The organism is Anaerovibrio lipolyticus LB2005 (assembly GCF_000621545.1).
Classification (GTDB): domain Bacteria; phylum Bacillota; class Negativicutes; order Selenomonadales; family Selenomonadaceae; genus Anaerovibrio; species Anaerovibrio lipolyticus_A.
The window spans coordinates 38,785-55,435 of sequence record NZ_JHYA01000002.1; the positions used below are offsets into that span (position 1 = coordinate 38,785).

A 16,651-nucleotide genomic window follows, 5' to 3' on the forward strand; every position below is an offset into this window, starting at 1 on the left:
CAGAAAATTTTGAGTTGCAGAAATGTGACTTTAGGGGAGGATTTTCGATGATTGACATTCTCGACAGGGTACGCAACAAAGAATTACAGTCCAGGATTGTAACTGCTGAGGAGGCAGCTGCCTTCATTAAGCCTGGCATGAACGTTGGTACCTCAGGCTTCACACCATCAGGTTACCCAAAGGCTGTTCCAATGGCTTTGGCTGCTCGCATGGAAAAGGAGCATTTCAAGATTAACCTTTGGACCGGCGCTTCTACCGGTGATGAAGAGGACGGATGTCTTGCAAGAGCTGATGGTATTGCATTCCGCATGCCATACCAGACAAACAAGGATATGCGTAACGCTATTAATAGCGGTAAGATTGAGTATGCTGACCTGCATCTGTCCGAGTCTGCACAGCTGGCTCGCTATGGATATTTAGGCGGCAAGATTGATGTGGCTATCATAGAGGCTTGTGCCATTACTGAAGAGGGTAACATCATTCCTACTACTTCTATGGGTAATACTGCATCCTATGTTCAGACTGCAGATGTAGTTATCGTAGAGGTAAACACTTCTCAGCCATTGGAGCTGGAGGGTATGCATGATGTATATGTTCCTCTCGATCCACCAAATCGTCTCCCAATTCCTGTTGTTAAGCCTAATGACAGAATTGGTACTCCTTATATTCCTTGTTCTCCAGACAAGATCAAGTACATTGTACCTTGTGATATTACCGACAAGGTTCGTCCACTTGGTGAAATCGATGAGAATTCCCGCAAAATGTCCCAGAACTTTATCGAATTGCTCCATGCAGAGGTAAAGGCTGGTCGCATGCCTAAGAACCTGCTGCCATTGCAGTCTGGTGTAGGCGCTGTTGCTAATGCTGTTATTAGCGGATTCGTTGAGTCTGATCTGAAGGATCTCTCAGTTTATACTGAGGTTATCCAGGATGGTATGTTTGACTTGATTGATGCAGGAAAGCTGAATTTTGCATCAGGCACCTCTCTCTCCCCATCCCCAGAAGGTTTGAAGCGTTTCTATGCTAATATCAAGGAATACAGAAAGCATATTGTGCTTCGTCCACAGGAGGTAGCAAATAGCCCAGAGGTTGCACGTCGTATCGGTGTAATCGCCATGAACACCGCCATCGAGGCAGATATTTATGGCAACATCAACTCTACCCATATCATGGGTACCAAGATGATGAATGGTATCGGTGGTTCCGGTGATTTCGCCCGCAACGCTTACCTGACTGTATTCTTTACTGTATCTACTGCAAAGGATGGCAAGATTTCTTCCATTGTTCCTATGGTTTCTCATGTTGACCATACTGAGCATGATGTAGATATCATTGTTACTGAGCAGGGTCTGGCTGACCTTCGCGGCCTGTCTCCACGTCAGCGCGCAAAGGTTATTATTGAGAACTGCGCTCATCCAGACTTCAAGCCTATGCTGATGGATTATTATGAAAGAGCATTAGCAGAAACCAAGAGTGCTCATACTCCACACATTTTACATGAGGCACTTTCTTGGCATGAAAGATTTATGAAAACAGGCACAATGAAGAAATAATAGGAGGATATTTCACTATGAGCAATGAAAAGATTCAGGCTGGTTTAGATAAATATAATGCCAGCGTAGAAAAAGCTACTGCAAAATTCCCAGAGCGTCCAAACCTGCCAGAGCAGCGTCTGTACACTCCACTTGATATCAAGGACACTGACTATGCTGATGAAATCGGTTTCCCTGGAATGTATCCTTATACCCGTGGTGTACAGCCTACTATGTATCGTGGTCGTTTCTGGACCATGCGTATGTATGCTGGTTTCTCTACTGCAGCTGAATCCAATAAGCGCTATCGTTATCTGATTGAGTCCGGTGCTACTGGTCTCTCCTGCGCATTTGACCTTCCTACTCAGATTGGTTATGACTCTGATGACCCTATTTCTGAGGGTGAGGTTGGTAAGGTAGGCGTTGCTATCGACTCTCTGGCTGATATGGAAGTCCTCTTCGACCAGATTGACCTTGGCAAGGTTTCCACTTCCATGACTATCAACGCTCCTGCATCTGTACTGCTTTCCATGTACATTGCAGTTGCTGAGAAGCAGGGTGTTCCTGCTGATCAGCTGAAGGGTACTATTCAGAATGATATTCTGAAGGAGTATGCTGCACGTGGTACTTATATCTTCCCTCCACGTCCTTCCATGCGTCTGATTACCAACATCTTTGAGTATTGCTCCAAGAATGTTCCAAAATGGAATACCATTTCCATTTCCGGTTACCATATTCGTGAGGCAGGTTCTACTGCTTCTCAGGAAATCGCATTCACCATTGCAGATGGTATCGCATATTGCGAGGCTGCTATCAAGGCTGGTCTCCATATCGATGATTTTGCAGGCCGTCTGTCCTTCTTCTGGAATGCTCATAACAACGTACTTGAGGAAGTTGCCAAGTTCCGTGCTTCCCGTCGCGTATGGGCAAAGGTTATGAAGGAGCGTTTCCATGCTGAGAAGCCTAAATCCATGATGCTTCGCGTACATACCCAGACTGCAGGTTCCATGCTGACTGCTCAGCAGCCTAACAACAACATTATCCGTGTTGCTCTCCAGACTGCCGCAGCTGTTATGGGTGGTACCCAGTCCCTCCATACTAACTCCCGTGATGAGGCTTTGGCACTTCCTACCGAGGAGTCTGTAATGATCGCTCTCCGTACTCAGCAGATTGTTGCTTATGAGTCCGGCCTGGCTGACGTAATCGACCCATTGGCTGGCTCCTACTATGTAGAGGCCCTCACCAATAAGATCGAGAAGGAAGCTTGGGAATACATCAAGAAGATTGATGAAATCGGCGGTGCTGTTGCAGCTATCGAGAAGGGCTATATCCAGAAGGAAATCCAGGATTCCGCTTACAAGTGGCAGATGGATGTTGAGTCTGGTGCAAAGACCATCGTTGGTGTTAATAAGTTCCAGATTGAAGAAGAGCCACCTAAGGGTCTCTTGAAGGTTGATGCTTCTGTAGGTGTTGCACAGTGCAAGCGTCTGGCTGATATGAAGGCTAAGCGTGACAATGATGCTGTCAAGGCTGCATTGGCTGACCTTAAGAAGGCTTGTCAGGATGAGAACGAGAACCTCATGCCTCATATTCTTAACGCAGTTCGTACCTATGCAACTCTCGGTGAGATTTGTGGCGTAATGCGTGAAGTATTTGGTGAGTATGAAGCTCATGTAAATCTTTAATTGGAGGTAATTGAGAAATGGCTAAAGTTAGAGTATTAGTAGCAAAACCAGGCCTTGATGGCCATGACCGCGGTGCAAAGGTTGTTGCCAGAGCACTCCGTGATGCAGGCTTTGAGGTTATCTATACCGGTCTTCGTCAGACTCCTGAGCAGATTGCTGAGGCAGCTTTGCAGGAGGACGTTAATGTTGTGGCTATGTCCATCCTTTCTGGTGCACATCCACATCTCTTCCCTAAAGTTGTAAATCTGCTTCGTGAGAAGGGCATGGATGATGTTCTTATCATTGGCGGCGGTGTTATTCCTGAGACTGATATCCCAGCTCTTAAGGAAGCTGGCATTGCCGAGGTATTTACTCCAGGTACCCCAACCGGCGATATTGTTGACTTTATTAAAGCTAACGTAAAATAAGTTTTTATACAGCAGAGATGACGGCTGCTTCGGTGGCTGTCATCTTATTGCTGGTAACGGTGGTGCATAGATGGACATTGTAGAAGAGCTTTTAAAGGGGAACCGATTGGCTTTATCCCGTGCGATTACAGCCATCGAAAATGAGTACGATGAAGCTATGGATATTATGAAAAAGCTTTATCCTCATACAGGTCACGCTTTTGTTCTGGGTATTACCGGCCCTCCTGGTGCTGGCAAGAGTACTCTTACTGACAAGCTGGCCAGAGCTTATAGAGCACAGGGCAAGACAGTAGGTATTATCGCCATTGACCCTACCAGCCCATTTACCGGCGGTGCTATCTTAGGTGACCGCATCAGAATGAATGGTCTTACTATGGACGAAGGAGTTTTCATTCGCAGTATGGGAACCCGCGGAAGCCTTGGTGGCCTTTCTCATAAGACAGCTGATGCAGTCAAGGCCATGGATGCCTTTGGTAAGGACATTATTTTCGTTGAGACTGTTGGTGTTGGACAGTCCGAGGTAGATATTGTCAAGGCGGCTGATACAACAATGGTTGTATTGATTCCTGGCATGGGTGATGATATTCAGGCCATTAAGGCGGGTATCCTTGAAATTGGTGATGTGTTCACCATTAACAAGGCTGATCATGATGGTGCTGACAAGCTGGTTCGTGAAATGAATATGATGCTTGATTTGGACGGATTAATGACAGATTGGCGTCCACCTATCCAGAAGGTAATTGCCAGCCAGAATGAAGGTATTACCGAAACAATTGAAAACATTGAAAAACATTTTAAGTATATTTCTGAAAACGGAATATTGACCAAACGCCGTACAGAGCGTTCCAAGAACGAAATGCTGGATGTGCTCCATAGCAATATAGGTTCTTATATTACCAACAAGCTGGTAGAAACCGGCAAGATGGATGAATATGTAGAGCAGATTAAGGCTAGGGAGACCGATCCTTATACGGTTGTTAGCAATGTAATGAAGGATATGCTTAAATAAGTGTGAATAAAAGATTTAGGGGGAAAACAAAAATGGCATTCAAGATTTTAGGCGTTGACCACATTGGTATTGCATGCAAGGATTTACAGGAAGGCAAGGACCTCTGGACCACCATTGGTTTAGCTTGCACTGGTGAGGAAACTGTTGCAGAGCAGAAGGTTACTACTACTTTCCATCCAACTCCAAACGGTTCCGAAATTGAGCTGTTGGTTGGTACTGCTGATGACAGCCCTATTGCTAAGTTCATCGAAAAGAACGGCGGCCGTGGTGGTATTCAGCACATTGCTCTCCGTGTTGATGACCTTCCTGCTGCAATCGCTGATCTTCAGGAGAAGGGTATTGTTATGATTGACAAGGCTCCTCGTAAGGGTGCTGGCGGCGCTGATATCGCTTTTGTTCATCCAAAATCTGCTGGTGGCGTTCTGCTCGAACTTTGTCAGCACGAAGACCGTTAATCATGTATTAAATACAGCCACTTGTGGCTGATTAGGAGGCAAAAAATGGCTACAGTTCAGGAAAAAATTGAACTTATGAAGGAAAAGAAGGCTCATATCGAGCTCGGTGGCGGCGAGGCCCGTATTGCCAAGCAGCACGAGAAGGGTAAGATGACTGCCCGTGAGCGTCTTGAGCTCCTCTTTGATGAGGATTCTTTCACAGAACTGGATGCTTTTGTAAAGCATCGTTGTACTAACTTTGGTCAGGAGAAGAAGGATCTTCCTGCAGAAGGCGTTGTAACTGGTTATGGTACTGTTGATGGCCGTCTGGTTTATGCCTTTGCACAGGACTTCACCGTAGAGGGTGGTTCCCTTGGTGAAATGCACGCAAAGAAGATCTGGAAGGTTCAGGATCTGGCAATGAAGATGGGTGCTCCTTGCATCGGTATCAATGATTCCGGTGGTGCCCGTATTCAGGAGGCTGTTGACGCTCTCTCTGGTTATGCTGGTATCTTCTACCGCAATACCGCAGCTTCCGGCGTTATCCCTCAGATTTCTGTAATCATGGGACCATGTGCAGGCGGTGCTGTATATTCTCCAGCTATCACTGACTTTATCTACATGGTGGATAAGACTTCCCAGATGTTCATCACTGGTCCAGCAGTTATCAAGTCCGTAACTTATGAGGAAGTTACTGCTGAGGCTCTTGGCGGTGCAATGACTCACAACACCAAGTCTGGTGTTGCTCACTTTGTAGCTGCAGATGAGAAGGACTGCATTGAGCAGATTCGTTATCTTTTGAGCTATCTGCCAAGCAATAACATGGAGTCCGCTCCAATGTTTGATACTGGTGATGATCCAGATCGTATGGACGACAGCTTGAACACCGTTATTCCAGATGACCCTAACCAGCCTTATGATATGAAGGATATCATTGCTGCGATAGTTGATAACGGCGAGTTCTATGAAGTTCATCAGCATTTTGCTACCAACATCATTACCTGCTTTGCACGTTTTGATGGCCGTAGCGTAGGTATCATTGCAAATCAGCCTAAGGTTATGGGCGGCTGCCTTGATATTGATGCTTCTGATAAGTCTGCTCGTTTCATTCGTTTCTGTGACGCATTCAACATTCCTCTTGTTAATCTGGTTGACGTACCAGGCTTCCTGCCAGGCGTTGGTCAGGAGCATGGCGGTATCATTCGTCATGGTGCAAAGATGTTGTATGCTTACAGTGAAGCAACTGTTCCAAAGATTACTGTTATTACCCGTAAGGCTTATGGCGGTTCTTACATCGCTATGTGCTGCCGCGAGCTGGGCGCAGACCAGGTAATGGCTTGGCCTACTTCCGAAATCGCAGTTATGGGTCCTGCAGGTGCTGCTAACATTATCTTTAAGCGTGATGAGCCAGATGTTAAGGCTCAGCACACTCAGGATTATGTTGATGAGTTCGCAACCCCTTATAAGGCTGCTGAGCGTGGTTATGCTGACATGGTTATTGAGCCTGTTGAGACCCGCCCTCGTATCATCACTGCACTGAATGCTTGCGCTTGCAAGCGTGAGGCTATGCCTGCCAAGAAGCACGGAAATATTCCACTTTAATTTAGAAGAAATACTTATATTTGGAGGAAAGATTAAATGAAAAAGTTCAATATCAAAGTAAACGGTACCGCTTATGAGGTTGAGGTTGAGGAAGTAAAGGGCGCAGCTCCTGCAAAGGCTGCTGCTCCAAAGGCTGCACCAGCTGCTCCTAAGGCAGCTCCTGCTCCAGCTGCTGCACCTGCTCCAGCTAAGAAGGCTGCTGTAGCTGCTGGCGCTGGTGAGACTGCTGTAGCAGCTCCAATGCCTGGTAAGGTTCTGAAGGTTGTTGCTGGCGAAGGCACTGCTGTTAAGTCCGGTGACACTGTAATCATCCTCGAGGCTATGAAGATGCAGAACGAGATTCCTGCTCCTTGCGATGGTACTGTTAAGGCTGTTAACGTATCCGAGGGCTCCACTGTTGCTGCAGGCGAGGCTATGGTTATCATCGGCTAATTTGATGATAATATGCTAAAATGATAATAATATAAAGCTAAAAGAGGGATACTTCCTTATGGGGGTATCCCTTTTCTAGCTTTTACAGAGGAATATAGTATTGTTGGTTGTGAGTACAAATGTATTTTTAATAAACACTTTATTATAATGTGTTATAATATCGATATAAAAAACAGAACGGGATGTTGTGCGAAAGTGCAATTTGGTATAGGTAGGGGGAAAATAATATGGCTATGTCGATACTAAACAACGCAACAGCTATGTTATCGTTGGGTGAGTTAAATAAGAATATTAGTAATATGGGCCGACAACAAAAGAAATTATCTTCAGGTATGAAAATTAATAGTGCCGGGGATGATGCGTCAGCTTATGCCATTTCGGAACGCATGCGGGTAAAACTTCGGGCTCTTGATCAAGATGTGGACAATGTTAAAACAGGTACTACCTTGTTGAATGTGGCGGGAGGAGCTATTGATAATATTATCGATGAATTGCGAAATATGAAAGAAATGGCAATTAACTCTGCTAATGATCATAATACTGATCAGGATAGGGCGATTTTGCAAAAAGAGTTCGAGCAAAAAATGCAAAATATAGAGGATATAGCCTCTAGTACAAATTATAACGGTAGATATCTATTGAATGGTAATTACAATAGTCCAAGAACCTATTGGGGGGTAGTTACAAAACAAGGTGATCCGCAGACAACAACACTGGTAGTCGGTCAACGATTGGAAAAAGTGAAAATTGGTACTACAAAAGTACAAGTTGGGATGGATTTGATACGCAAATCTGATCAAAATACAGTTCAGGGACTGACTTCTGCTTTTAAGGTTGCCAATTCGTCTACTTATGCACTCCCAAAGGGGCGCGAGGATTCTTCCTTGAAAGAATGCTCTTCCGTACTTTCTATTGGATCATTTTCAACGGAACCATTGGCTGTAAAGATTGATTTTTCAGGCATGAAAAAAGAAAACGGAGAAGAGATAAATATACCAGGTGATTTACATGAACAGGGATTTTCTATTTTGTGTGCTGCCTGCAAGGATCAGTTTATAACTGTTAAGTTTGATGCTACAACTGATGATTCAACATACGTATCTTCTCTGCCTAATGAAGAATCTTCAGTGACATTTACCATAGGTATAAAAAGTGTCACCAATGCGAAGGATCTGGAGGCAGCAGTGTTTAATGGTATAAAAAATGCGCCAGGCAGACCGAAGGACACATCTGAATGGCATGGTAAAGGAACATGGGGTGCTACTACTCCACCAGATACGGATACTAGTGTAATTATTGATATTCACCACAATGTTCGCATTGCTGAAAATCCTAATGGGGATGGTTACGTATTTCTAAAGGGGTCAACTGGAGGACCTTATGGGGACAAATATTTTACTCCCAATGCAGGTTTCTATGATATTGGAACCATACAGGATGTGTTTGTACCCCAATATAAAGAAGAGCCAATTTGGGAGGAACAATGGGTTCCTGAAACCAAAACAGTCACAACATATTCATTAATACATACTGAGGAGTGGATAGATGATCCTGGCAATCCATTAATCATACATCATGGTACCAAGGCCAATGAAAACCTCCATGTATTCATTAATAATATGCATACTGATGCCATGGGATTACTTGGAACAAAAATAGATAACCGTGATGATGCTTTGTGGGCACTAAGTGATGCTAAAACGGGTCGCGTAGGGGCTATAGATGCGGCTATTGATTATGCTTTGGGTGAGGCAACTAATATAGGTGCTTATATTACCCGATTGGGATTTACAGAAGAAAATTTAGTTACTGCCAGTGAAAATACTCAATCGGCAGAAAGCGTTATTAGGGATGCAGATATGGCCAAGGAAATGACTGGTTTCACAAAATCAAGCATTTTATCTCAGACGGCTCAGGCTATGCTGGCTCAGGCTAATCAAAACAGCAGTCAGGTGATTTCTCTGCTACAATAGTATACAAAATGAAAAGCTGGGACAAAGTAGATAAATAATTGTCCCAGTTTTGTTTTGTTTGAATCTGTTATCTATAAAAGGTGCTTTTCTTTTTATGAGGCATCTATTTAAGTATAATATATAAAAAGTAGAACGATATTCCAAATATTTAAACAAAGTGTCTATAATTACTATGGATTTGACACCAAAGATGTCCCATGACGGTATAAACCAGATTTATGCGCTGGATTGGTTGATGTCCGGTAGATCGGAATAGAGGATTAATACAAATAAAGAGGAATATTATATTATATGTAGAATTATAAAGAAGTATAATGTTTAAAAAAGTGGAGGTAAAATAGCATGGCAAAGAGTATTTGTGAGGTTTTGGGGATTAAGTATCCAATTATTCAGGGGGGGATGGCCTGGATTTCTGATGCCAAGATGGCTGCGGCTGTATCAAATGCAGGGGGAGCTGGTATCATATCCTGTGGTGGCCGTACCACCGATTATGTAAGGGATGAAATCCGTAAGGCCAAGACATTGACGGATAAGCCTTTTGGTGTAAACATCATGTTAATGGCTCCAAATAAGGACGAGATTTTGGAGGTTATCTGTGAGGAGAAGCCAGCGTTTGTTACTTTAGGTGCCGGAAATCCTGTTCCTTTTGTGGAGCCACTTCATAAGGCTGGTATAAAGGTTATTCCAGTAGTACCAAATGTTAAGCTGGCTAAGCGCCTTGAACAGAACAATGCAGATGCTATTGTGGTAGAGGGTATGGAAGCTGGCGGCCATATTGGTGTGCTTACCACCATGGCTCTGATGACTCAGGTTATTCCAGAGGTAAATATTCCAGTGGTAATGGCTGGTGGTATTGCAGATGGTCGTGGCATTGCAGCAGCGCTATTGATGGGAGCAGCTGGTGTTCAGATGGGTACCCGTTTTCTGGTGGCAGAGGAATGCCCGGTACATGATAATTTTAAGCAGAAACTCATTGAAGCAGTTGATACGGATACTATAGTAACCGGTCAGACCATCAAGAGTGCCGTAAGAGGCCTTAAAAACAAATTCTCCGAGGAATATCAGGCTTTGGAATTTTCTGGCAAGGCTACTAAGGAGGAGCTTCTTAAGCTGGCTACAGGTACCAATAAACTGGCTGCTGTTGATGGCGATATGGAAAAGGGCATGATTCAGGCTGGCCAGAGTCTGACCCCGTTGAAGAAAATAGAGCCAATGGCTACTATAATCGAGAGCTTAGTGACCGAAGCACGGGCAACCTTGGCTGAGGCCCAGCATATCAATCTATAACACATTAAAAAGGACGTCTGGATTTTTCCAGACGTCCTTTAAGTTGACTATAGTTATCCCGTGTCAGCTATTAGTTTTCACCAACAACCTCGTTCAGACCTGCAATAAGCTGATCGATATCAATACCATGGGCAGAAGCACCCTGCTCGATGTTCTCGAAGTGTGCAGCTGCGCAACCAATGCAGCCCATACCGCTCTCCATGAATACAGGAACGGTATCAGGATATTTCGTAACAACCTCCATGATGGACATGTCCTTTGTAATAGTCATATATAACAACCTCCTTAATAATAATTATTAATTACACTCCACGATTATAACATAAATAAGAAAAATTTCCTAATATAATGTGGGAAAAATAAAATGATTGCGGTATAATGTAGTGGTGTTATTAATATGGAGGAAGATTATGGTTAATATTAATGAGTATATTCAAAAATATAGATTGGTTATAGTGGCAGGAATTATTCTTTTGGCTGTTGGTTTGATTGCTTTTATGGGCAAGAAGGAAGAGCCTGTGGTGCATCAGGTAGCTAAGGCAGAGGATCATAGAGGAGTTACGGTTCTAAATTATCATAAAATAGACAATACATTTCATTCGTTATCAGTTAGACCGGAAGATTTTGAAAAGCAAATGAAGTGGCTAAGCCAGCACGGTTATCATACTATTACACCTGATCAGCTATACGAGTTTGTGACAAATGGTGTGGAGCTTCCGGATAATCCGGTAATGATAACCTTCGATGACGGTTATGTTGACAACTATAAGAATGCATATCCTATAATGAAAAAATATGGTTTTGTGGGAACTATTTTCGTGGTTACTTCTTATTTGGAGAAATATCCAAATTATCTGACCTGGGATCAGGCTCGGGAACTGGAAGCCAATGGGTTTTCCATTGAGTCACATACAGCCACTCATAAGTCCATGACTGAGGCCAGTGATGATCAGATTATGGAGGAGCTGACGAAATCAAAAGCAATGCTAAATGAGAAGCTAGGGAAGGATTCCTGCTTCATAGCTTATCCGACTGGGACTTATAACCTCCATATTGCGCAGTTAGTGAAGAATGCAGGCTATAAGGCCGGATTTACTATTAAGTATGATGCAGTCAACCGCAACAGTAATGTTTATGCCCTTGAAAGGGTACCTATATTCCATACAGAAGATACCAATAAGGACTTTTTGGAACGAGTTTTATATCTCCCACTTATGAATAAGGATGGATGGGTCAAAAAATAAATAATGTAAATCAATGCCTTTGGCTGTATGCCGAAGGCATTTTTAGTTCTGAAGTTAATATTATTCAAATTAGCTACTTGTAATTCTAGGACATTTTTCCCTTTTTCAAAAAAATAAGAAATGCGAGGACAAAAAAACAGTAAAAAGTGGAAAAAAGTGGGGGATTGTGGTAGACTATGTCTACAAGGTGGTGATGAAGGATGTTAATGGGCGAATATAATCATTCGCTGGATGCGAAAGGTCGTGTGATTTTACCGGCTGATTTTCGTGTTGAATTAGGCGAATCCTTCATTATTACCAAGGGCTTGGATAACTGCTTGTTCATATATCCGCAATCTGAATGGGAACAGCTTTCAGTAAAGCTTCGTCAACTACCTTTAGCAAAAACTGAAGCCCGTGCCTTTGTAAGATTTTTCTTCGCCGGTGCCCGTCAGGTCGAATTGGATAAGCAAGGCCGTTTTCTGATACCCGCCACCCTTCGTCAGCACGCGTCCTTGAAAAAGGATGCCGTTCTTATCGGCGTTTCCAACCGCATAGAAGTTTGGAGCAAGGATGAATGGCTTAAGTACAATGAAGAAATTACTCCATCTGTTTCTGCTATAGCTGAAACCTTGGCAGAGCTGGGAATATGAGGTAACAAATGAGCGAGAAATTTCATCATGTAAGTGTAATGCCAGAGGAGACAGTTAATGGCTTGGTAACAAACCTGTCCGGAACCTATGTTGATTGTACATTGGGCGGTGCCGGGCACTCCCGAATGATTGCTGATAAGTTAAATGAGGATGGCAGATTAATAGGTATTGACCAGGACACAGCAGCCATTGCAGCTGCCACGGAGCGGCTGACTGGAGTCAAGTGTCACGTTGATATAGTAAAGGCGAATTTTTCTGATCTGGAAACAATACTTAGGGAGCAGGATGCAGAGGAAATTGACGGTATTCTCTTTGATTTGGGAGTATCATCTCATCAGCTGGATACAGCTGAAAGAGGTTTTTCCTATATGCAGGATGCACCTTTGGATATGAGAATGAATCAGCAGGCAGAGTTTTCTGCCTATGATATAATCAACAAGTATGACTTGGACGAGCTTTGCCGTATTTTTAAAGAATATGGTGAAGAAAGATGGTATAAGAGAATAGCACAGTTCATCGTGGAGGCGAGAAAGACATCACCTATAAAGACCACTGGTGAACTGGTGGACATAATAAAAAAAGCGGTTCCGGCTGCTGTGAGAAATGCCAAGGGGGGGCATCCCGCCAAGCGTATTTTCCAGGCAGTTAGAATAGAGGTTAATAATGAGCTGGGGATTCTTGAAGAAGCTTTCCGCACTGCAGTTAAGCATTTAAAGCCAGGCGGCAGAATAGCGATAATCACCTTCCATTCCCTTGAGGACAGGATAGCCAAGAATGTACTCAAGGAAATGTCCAGCAGATGTATTTGCCCGCCATCTCTTCCAGTTTGTGTATGCAACCATAAGCCAGAGATTAAGCTGCTTGTAAAAGCTGCGGTGGCTTCAGACAACGAACTGGAACAGAACTCAAGAGCCAAGAGCGCTAAGCTGCGAATAGCGGAGAAATTGGATTGACACCTAGTAAATAAGCACTGAAAGGAGGTTACTTGTGTGCTTGCCCGTCAGTTAGTTGAAGAAGAGTACTTTGAGGAACTTCCCCAGGAACAGCAAAAGATTATACGGCGTAAAATTGTAAGGCGTAACGTACAAAAGGACCCTCGTCGTAGGAAGGCGGTTTGCTTCTTAGTTGTAGGTGCACTTATTTATGGATTAATATTATGGTTCAGCAGTTGCCTTGCAAGTGAAGTATACGAAGTCGGTCGTATTCAGGCTGAAGCTAGTGCCCTGGAGAAGAGTAATGAAACACTCAGAGTAGAGAATGCGAAGTTGAAGTCTCATTCCCGAATCAAAGAAATTGCTGTGACCCAGTTGGGGATGACTGTACCACAGGAAAATTATTTTGCAGGGAATCAGACGAAGTATTAACAGAATAGGCGATATGGAAAAGGGATTTGCGCAAGCGGTCCCTTTTTCTATTGAAAGGATATATGAACGTCTAAATTAACTTTTTTATGGTAGAAAAATACTTGTTTTAGCGGTATAATATCTTAGTTATGTTATGACAAAAATTAGGAGGATTTTCTAATGGCAAAAACATTAGGTTCACTGGCAGCTCTTATTGAAGGAGCAGAGATTATTGGTAACAGTGAGACTGTAATTAAAGATATAGAGCATGATTCCAGAAAGGCTACTGAAGGTACCCTTTTCGTATGTATGGTGGGGGCCCATGTAGATGGTCACGATTTCATTCCTCAGGCCAAAGAGAAGGGGGCTGTGGCCATTATTACAGATAATGAAAACGCCTTTATGCCTGCTGGAATGGATGTATTGTTGGTGCCAAACCTGAAGGAAGCCCTGAAGGTTATTGTGCCATTTTTTTATGATTATCCCGCTCAGCGTATGCGCGTAATTGGTATAACCGGCACTAACGGCAAGACCTCTATAAGCTATATGATACGGGCTATGCTGCGTAAGATGGGATTTAGGGTAGGCCTTATTGGTACAATTCAGATCATGATAGAGGATGAGGTGCTACCGATTCATAATACTACCCCTGATGTGGTAGAGCTTCAGCATACTATGAATATGATGCTGGAGAAAAATATGGATTATGTGGTTATGGAAGTGTCTTCCCATGCCCTTGATCAGGACAGGGTGGCCGGTGTTGAATTTGATACAGTGGTATTTACCAATCTCACCCAGGATCATTTGGATTATCATAAGACCTTGGAAAACTACAAGCTGGCCAAAGCCAAGCTCTTTGACATGGTGAGCAGTCCATCAAATGTGAAGAATGGTAAGACTGCAGTTGTAAATATTGATGACGAAGCAGGAAAATTCATGCTGGATCACGCTGATTGTCGCCATATTACTTATGGTATTGAAAATGATGCATCCTTGAAGGCTGAAAATATTCAGGTCCTGGCCAGTGGTGCCAAGTTCGATATAAAGCAGCAGTTTGGCTCCTTGCCACTGAATTTAAAGATTACTGGTATTTTCAATGTATATAACGTAATGGCAGCGACGGGAGCCGCTATGGCTGAGGGAGTGCCACTTCCATTCATTAAGGCAGCGTTGGAGGAGTTTAGCGGTGTGCCGGGTCGTTTTGAGCTGGTTCGTGGCGGTCAGGATTTTGCCGTTATTGTGGACTATGCCCATACCCCTGATGGACTGGAGAATATTCTTCACACAGCCCGCAAGATTTGTGATAACCGCATTATTACTGTATTTGGTTGCGGTGGTGACCGTGATAGGACAAAGCGTCCAATTATGGGACGTATAGCTGCCGAGCTTTCAGATATTATTGTTGCTACCTCCGATAATCCCCGTACTGAGGATCCTGCCTTCATTCTCAGCCAGGTGGTGGAAGGTGTTGAGCAGGCTGCGGGAAGTAAGCAGCATGAAGCTATTATTGATCGTCGTGAGGCAATTTATAGAGCAGTGGAAATCGCCACGACGGGTGATATTGTGGTAATTGCCGGCAAGGGCCATGAGGATTACCAGATTCTTAAGGATAAGACAATTCATTTTGACGATAAAGAGGTGGCTGCCGAGGCCATCAAAGCAAAAATGGGAGAGTAATTTAATTATGCCTGAGTTTTCATTAAAAGATGTGAAAAGCGCCTTAAATGGTGCGGAAGTGCTGGAAATTGGCAAGGATCATTTTTCTGATATTGTTACCGATACCCGGAAAATTATTCCCGGCTGTTTGTTTGTAGCTCTGAAGGGGGAGCGCTTTAATGGCGAGACCTTTGCTGAGGAGGCTCTGAAGCTGGGAGCAAATGGCGTACTGGTAAGCAATGAATATGAGATGCCAAAGACTGAGCTTGGTGGAACTATTATTAAGGCTTCCGCCGATACCCAGAGAGCCTACCAGGATTTGGCTCATTTTTGGCGCATGAAGTTTGATATTCCGGTGGTATGTATTACTGGCTCCAATGGCAAAACCACCACCAAGGATTTGACTGCCTCCGTGCTTTCTGCCAAGTTCCCGGTTTTAAAGACTCAGGCAAATTATAATAATGAGATTGGCCTGCCAATGACTCTTCTTAATATGAATGAGACTCATAGGGCAGCAGTGGTGGAAATCGGTATGCGTGGCCTTGGTCAGATTAAGGCTCTGGCTCCTATAGCGGCTCCTACCATTGGTATCGTCACTAACGTTGGAGAAACCCACATGGAGCTTTTGGGTTCCATGGAAAACATCGCCAAGGCCAAGGCCGAGCTGGTGGAGGCTATTCCATCCGGTGGAACTGTTATTTTGAATAATGACAATGTTTATACCGCTGCTATGAAGGATAAGTGTAATAGTGGTGTTAAGGTTATTACTTTTGGCATTGATAATGAGGCTGATATAAAGGCCTTTGATTTGAATGGCGGTCTGAGCAGCACAACCTTCAAGTGTCGTTTGGGTACAGATGGCCAGGTGGGTGACTTTACCCTTCCAATGGTAGGCCGTCATAATGTTTCCAATGCCTTGGCAGCCATTGCGGCAGGCTATGTTTTGGGGCTGGATGCTTCTTCTATTCAACAGGGGCTCGATAGTCTGGAAATGACTGGTATGCGCTTTGAGGCTAAACGAGTTGGTCAGTACAATGTTATAAATGACGCTTATAATGCCAGCCCAATGTCCATGGAGGCGGCTATAAACACTTTGGCTGAAATAACAAAGGGCCGTCGTATTGCTGTGTTGGGCGATATGCTGGAGCTGGGTGATGTTTCTGTTGCTGCTCATCAGAAGGTGGGACGACAGGTGGCAGAAAGTGGTGCTGTGGCTCTGGTGGCTTTTGGCCCAATGGGCAGGGAAATTGCCAAGGGTGCCAGTGATGCTGGTATGGAAAATGTCTTCCATGTGGACAGCCATGAGGCAGCAGCGTCAAAACTGAAGGAGCTGCTTGAACCAGAGGATACGGTACTCTTTAAGGGATCCCGTGGTATGAAAATGGAAGCTATAATAGACCTTATTTGATTTTTGG

Annotated in this window: 16 protein-coding genes; 15 read left to right on the top strand and 1 reads right to left on the bottom strand. The window is 43.9% G+C overall.

Annotation, left to right across the window (positions count from 1 at the left end):
• Nucleotides 1-47: 47 nt before the first annotated feature.
• The 9 genes from T355_RS0101935 (at nucleotide 48) to T355_RS0101975 (ending at nucleotide 10,361) form a co-directional block, all read left to right on the top strand.
• A complete protein-coding gene (locus T355_RS0101935) occupies nucleotides 48-1,553 on the top strand; it encodes an acetyl-CoA hydrolase/transferase family protein (RefSeq protein WP_027396270.1) in 1,506 nt (501 codons plus the stop codon).
• A 17-nt stretch (nucleotides 1,554-1,570) separates the two neighbouring features.
• On the top strand, nucleotides 1,571-3,217 hold the full coding sequence (locus T355_RS0101940; protein ID WP_027396271.1) for an acyl-CoA mutase large subunit family protein: 1,647 nt from the start codon (nucleotides 1,571-1,573) through the stop codon (nucleotides 3,215-3,217).
• Between the two features lie 17 nt (nucleotides 3,218-3,234).
• A complete protein-coding gene (locus tag T355_RS0101945) occupies nucleotides 3,235-3,624 on the top strand; it encodes a cobalamin B12-binding domain-containing protein (RefSeq protein ID WP_027396272.1) in 390 nt (129 codons plus the stop codon).
• 70 nt (nucleotides 3,625-3,694) lie between these two features.
• Nucleotides 3,695-4,633: a methylmalonyl Co-A mutase-associated GTPase MeaB gene (gene meaB / locus T355_RS0101950; RefSeq protein ID WP_027396273.1), complete on the top strand. Its 939-nt coding sequence runs from the start codon at nucleotides 3,695-3,697 to the stop codon at nucleotides 4,631-4,633.
• 32 nt (nucleotides 4,634-4,665) lie between these two features.
• Nucleotides 4,666-5,088: a methylmalonyl-CoA epimerase gene (mce, locus tag T355_RS0101955; RefSeq protein WP_027396274.1), complete on the top strand. Its 423-nt coding sequence runs from the start codon at nucleotides 4,666-4,668 to the stop codon at nucleotides 5,086-5,088.
• Between the two features lie 45 nt (nucleotides 5,089-5,133).
• Nucleotides 5,134-6,669, top strand: a complete 1,536-nt coding sequence (gene mmdA / locus T355_RS0101960) for a methylmalonyl-CoA decarboxylase subunit alpha (protein WP_027396275.1) — start codon at nucleotides 5,134-5,136, stop codon at nucleotides 6,667-6,669.
• A 36-nt stretch (nucleotides 6,670-6,705) separates the two neighbouring features.
• Complete coding sequence (locus T355_RS0101965) at nucleotides 6,706-7,101, top strand: biotin/lipoyl-containing protein (protein ID WP_027396276.1); 396 nt, start codon at nucleotides 6,706-6,708, stop codon at nucleotides 7,099-7,101.
• A gap of 227 nt (nucleotides 7,102-7,328) precedes the next feature.
• Complete coding sequence (locus tag T355_RS14600) at nucleotides 7,329-9,074, top strand: flagellin (RefSeq protein ID WP_027396277.1); 1,746 nt, start codon at nucleotides 7,329-7,331, stop codon at nucleotides 9,072-9,074.
• 342 nt (nucleotides 9,075-9,416) lie between these two features.
• Nucleotides 9,417-10,361 carry a nitronate monooxygenase gene (locus tag T355_RS0101975; protein WP_027396278.1) on the top strand — a complete coding sequence of 315 codons (945 nt, stop codon included), beginning with the start codon at nucleotides 9,417-9,419 and terminating at the stop codon, nucleotides 10,359-10,361.
• A 70-nt stretch (nucleotides 10,362-10,431) separates the two neighbouring features.
• Here the strand turns inward: T355_RS0101975 and T355_RS0101980 are convergent, their stop codons facing one another.
• Nucleotides 10,432-10,632 (bottom strand): DUF1858 domain-containing protein, encoded by a 201-nt coding sequence (locus T355_RS0101980; protein WP_027396279.1) that lies wholly within the window; start codon nucleotides 10,630-10,632, stop codon nucleotides 10,432-10,434.
• 139 nt (nucleotides 10,633-10,771) lie between these two features.
• Between T355_RS0101980 and T355_RS0101985 the strand changes: the two genes are divergently transcribed.
• The 6 genes from T355_RS0101985 (at nucleotide 10,772) to T355_RS0102010 (ending at nucleotide 16,644) form a co-directional block, all read left to right on the top strand.
• Nucleotides 10,772-11,605, top strand: a complete 834-nt coding sequence (locus tag T355_RS0101985; protein ID WP_037329690.1) for a polysaccharide deacetylase family protein — start codon at nucleotides 10,772-10,774, stop codon at nucleotides 11,603-11,605.
• Nucleotides 11,606-11,805: 200 nt separating this feature from the next.
• A complete protein-coding gene (mraZ, locus tag T355_RS0101990) occupies nucleotides 11,806-12,237 on the top strand; it encodes a division/cell wall cluster transcriptional repressor MraZ (RefSeq protein ID WP_027396281.1) in 432 nt (143 codons plus the stop codon).
• An 8-nt stretch (nucleotides 12,238-12,245) separates the two neighbouring features.
• Nucleotides 12,246-13,190, top strand: coding sequence for a 16S rRNA (cytosine(1402)-N(4))-methyltransferase RsmH (gene rsmH, locus T355_RS0101995; protein WP_027396282.1), 945 nt, complete (start codon nucleotides 12,246-12,248; stop codon nucleotides 13,188-13,190).
• A gap of 36 nt (nucleotides 13,191-13,226) precedes the next feature.
• On the top strand, nucleotides 13,227-13,601 hold the full coding sequence (ftsL, locus tag T355_RS14605; RefSeq protein ID WP_051555316.1) for a cell division protein FtsL: 375 nt from the start codon (nucleotides 13,227-13,229) through the stop codon (nucleotides 13,599-13,601).
• A gap of 159 nt (nucleotides 13,602-13,760) precedes the next feature.
• On the top strand, nucleotides 13,761-15,257 hold the full coding sequence (locus T355_RS0102005) for a UDP-N-acetylmuramoyl-L-alanyl-D-glutamate--2,6-diaminopimelate ligase (protein ID WP_027396283.1): 1,497 nt from the start codon (nucleotides 13,761-13,763) through the stop codon (nucleotides 15,255-15,257).
• Nucleotides 15,258-15,264: 7 nt separating this feature from the next.
• The gene (locus T355_RS0102010) at nucleotides 15,265-16,644 is read left to right on the top strand and encodes a UDP-N-acetylmuramoyl-tripeptide--D-alanyl-D-alanine ligase (protein WP_027396284.1); all 1,380 of its coding nucleotides are present in this window, start codon (nucleotides 15,265-15,267) and stop codon (nucleotides 16,642-16,644) included.
• Nucleotides 16,645-16,651 lie beyond the last annotated feature (7 nt).